Origin of the sequence: Thermocrispum municipale DSM 44069, from assembly GCF_000427825.1 — a bacterium.
Classification (GTDB): domain Bacteria; phylum Actinomycetota; class Actinomycetes; order Mycobacteriales; family Pseudonocardiaceae; genus Thermocrispum; species Thermocrispum municipale.
The window spans coordinates 1-3,443 of the sequence record NZ_ATYT01000028.1 but is presented as its reverse complement, the minus strand read 5'-3'; the positions used below and the strand labels follow the sequence as shown (position 1 = coordinate 3,443).

At 61.1% G+C, this 3,443-nt stretch carries 2 protein-coding genes and 3 pseudogenes; all 5 read left to right on the top strand.

Annotation, left to right across the window (positions count from 1 at the left end; translation table 11 throughout):
- Positions 1-186 (top strand): annotated as a pseudogene (locus YWM_RS26495) (serine/threonine-protein kinase); the annotation flags it as partial.
- 80 nt (positions 187-266) lie between these two features.
- Positions 267-851: pseudogene (locus tag YWM_RS26910) on the top strand (DUF3558 domain-containing protein).
- Positions 852-1,140: 289 nt separating this feature from the next.
- The gene (locus YWM_RS25305) at positions 1,141-1,608 is read left to right on the top strand and encodes a hypothetical protein (protein ID WP_028851449.1); all 468 of its coding nucleotides are present in this window, start codon (positions 1,141-1,143) and stop codon (positions 1,606-1,608) included.
- On the top strand, positions 1,605-2,234 hold the full coding sequence (locus YWM_RS0115335) for a DUF3558 domain-containing protein (RefSeq protein WP_084612450.1): 630 nt from the start codon (positions 1,605-1,607) through the stop codon (positions 2,232-2,234). The genes YWM_RS25305 and YWM_RS0115335 overlap by 4 nt, the downstream gene beginning before the upstream one ends.
- A 535-nt stretch (positions 2,235-2,769) precedes the next feature.
- Positions 2,770-3,210, top strand: a pseudogene (locus tag YWM_RS25805) (DUF3558 domain-containing protein); the annotation flags it as partial.
- Positions 3,211-3,443: the final 233 nt, after the last annotated feature.

Genomic DNA, 3,443 nt, shown 5'->3' with positions numbered 1-3,443 from the left:
GACTCGGCCACGTCCTCCCCCAGCGGGGATCGGCCGTCCAGCAAGATCTCCCGCACCACGTTCGCCGAGCTGCATCAGGTCGACTCCAGCCTGTGGGTCGTCTCGGTGACCGTTCCCACCGAACAGGAGCGCGCCGGCCGCGCCCGCCTCTTCGAGCGACTGGTGCCTACGTTCACTGTCCAGTGAACTTCGCCGACCCCGCCACGGAGCCATGAACAAACGGGCACAATGCTGCTCGACAGTTTCTTGGGGGTCGAACGAAGTTCATGAACAGAGCACTCGCGCTCGCAGCAGCCGCATGCATCGGTCTGACCGTGGTCGCCTGCTCGTCCGACGAAGCAGGAACACCGACAGCCGACAACACAGCAGGGCACACCGACGAGAAGTCGGCGAAAGTTCCGACTGTGTCGAGACCTATTCAAGAGCTTGATCGCTTCATGCAGTCGCCTTGCCGCATGGTTCCCAAGGAGGAGGCGTCGGCGATCGGCTTCAACGAAGGCTTACCGGAGACCGACCAGGATCAAGGACCCGCCTGCGAGTGGCGCAACGACAACGGCGAGCACTTCGCCATCGTCCTGCTGAAGAACCAGCCGCTCGGGATCGCCGGGCTCTACCGCAACCACGAATAGTTCGACGACTTCTACAAGTACTTCGAACCGGTAGACATCGCGGGCTATCCCGGCGTCTTCGCCGATGGCTACGACGCGCGCCCGAACGGTGCTTGCACCCTCGGAGTAGGCGTGACCGACCAACAGATCATCACCGTAACTACCCGCGTCCGAAGCCAAGATCCGTGCCAGGTCGCCAAGAAGGCCGCCGAAGCCGCGGTGACAACCATGAGCGCGAGCTGAAGCCACCGAGCCGTCACCGCGTCCGGACGTTGCGACGTCCATCGTCGGGTCGCCCTGCGGCCAGATGCGCTGCTGAGTCGCACACACCGACCACCGGGCCACTCGAAAGTGACTCACCCGTGACCAACTGCTCCAATCGAGTGAGGATGGAACGGATGCGTGCCCGCCCGACCGCGTCACACCTGCAAATAGTGGGGCATTCACCAAGTGTCGAAGGGATTCGCTGACGCCTCGCGCGCTGGTCGGTACCCTTGAGCGCCGCGCATGGCCACTGCACGGGGAGGACTGGATGACTGACACGGACCCGCCTAACCAGGAAGGGACCGACGAGGCGGCCGAGACCCCGACCTACAAGAGCCCGATCGAGCAGATCCTCGAGAAGTTACCCTTCTTCGGGCCGCTGTTTGGCGAAAGTGGCAAGAGCGGCGGCGGTGGCGGTAGTGGCCGGTTCGAGTTCAGCATCGAAGAGATGGCGAGGTTGCGCCAGTTCCGTGAGGAGGCTGACGCTCTCCGCGTCATGCGACAAACGAGCGGCTCGCTTGCGCAAGACTTGGCTTTGGTGGCCCATGATCCGGCCAGCGAGGCTCATCACAAGGCGGCGAAAAACCACTTCGTAATTCTCCGTGACACCATTGATGAGCAGTACACATTCGCGGACAAGTTCGCCGAAGCGATCGACAGAGTGATCAAGCAGAAGGCGACCGAGGACGATGCTGCTACCGCTGAGATCGCCCGCCACGAGAAGGCGCTGTCATGACCATTCGCTTGAGCTTCGCCCCGTTGGCGCTCGCTGCCCTCCTTCTGGCAGCAGGTTGCTCCGACGATGAAGCTGGCACCCCGACTGGACCCACGCCAGCAGCGTCGGAGCAGATGGAACCTACAGCGGACGTCCCTGGTATGCCTAGCGAGATGCCAGACGACGCACCGAAAGTTGAGCAACCTATCGAAAACCTCGATAGGTTCATGAGTGCCCCCTGTGACGCACTAACTAGGAGCCAGGCGGCGGAGATAGGGCTGGACGACGACATTCAAACTAACCTGGATAATACCCAAGGCCCTCAGTGTGCTTTGTCGAACCAGAAGCGCGATCAACTCACAATCGTGTTTTCCAAGAATCAGCCGCTTGGTATCGCCGGCCTTTATCTCAACAAGCAGCAGAGCCCGGATTTCTACGCATATTTTGAGCCAGTGGATATTGCTGGACACCCCGGGGTCTTCGCCGACGTCGCTGACGATCGAAACGACGGACTATGCGCGATGTCGGTTGGGCTCACAGACAAGCAGATTGCCGCGATGGTCATCGACATCAAGGGGGAGACGGACCCTTGTAGCACCCTCAAGAAGGCGGCCAAGGCAGCGATCCAAACCATGAAGAAGGGGTAGTCGGAGGGGAGCACGGGTCTCAGAGCGCAACAGATCACCGCACTCCTGCAGGCCGGGGACGCGCGGACCTATCACGTAGCCGGCTCCGCGTCCAAGGAGTTGACGAAGGAGTTCATCGCTCGAACGCAGTCGCGTTCAACGGCCTTCTCGGCAAGATGAAGGCAGCGTGGACCGGGGACTCAAGTGATGCTGCGGCCACCAGCTTGTCTGCTCTGCAGGAAGCCTTCACGGCGAGTTCCGACAACCTGCACAATGTGTCGATCAAAATGGAAACCCAGGGCGAGTCCTTCAACAAGGTGAAGTACGAAGTTGGGCCTGGTTCTGGCCCGAACGAAGAGGATGCGAGTTCGGCGTTTCGGCCTCAGGAGGGGGCTCTGATGAATTTTCGCGCGGTAATCGTCACAGCTGCGGCGTGCGCACTGCTCTTGTCCGCGTGCTCTGAAGATGAGGGACGCCCAGTAGGAGACCCAGGTGATTTGCCGGCTACGAGCGGTCCGGCACAACAGCCTTCGGACGAGGCGCCCCAGATGCACCGAAGGTGACTAACCCGATCACCAATCTCGAAAAGTTAAAGAAATCTCCCTGCGACATGATTTCGGACGACCGGGTTAAATCCCTGGGCTTCACGAACGAGATACCGAAGCCGGACGCTCCAAACGGCCCGGGCTGCATGTGGAAGAATGACGACTTCGAGAATGTTGGCATCGGCCTGCTTAACAATCAGCCGTTAGGAATTGCAGGAATTTACCGCAATCAAGAGCAAGGCTTGTACGGGTATTTCGAACCAGTCGATGTCGCGGGGTATCCGGGTGTTTATTCGGATGCGTATGACGGACGGCCGTCTGGAGCGTGCACTCTCAGCGTCGGCGTGACCGACACGCAGGTGTTCACCGTGACTACTCAGGTGAAGAGCGATCCATGTGAGCGGGCGAAGCAGGCAGCCGAGGCCGCGTTGCAGACGATGAGTGAGGGGTAGGGACTCATGGCAAAGTACAGCGCTGAACAGATTGCAGCATCGCTGCAGCAGGGCGATGCCAGCAGCTACCACGAGACCGGCTCGACCGCCATGGTCCTGACCTAGCAATTCAAGACGCGAACCGAGAGCGGTGTTCCTGGCGGCCCCGGCGGTCCCGGCGGTCCCGGTGGGCCTGGTGGGCCTGGTGGGCCTGGCGGAGGCAGCACGCTTCCGTCCGGTGGCCAGTCCGGCAG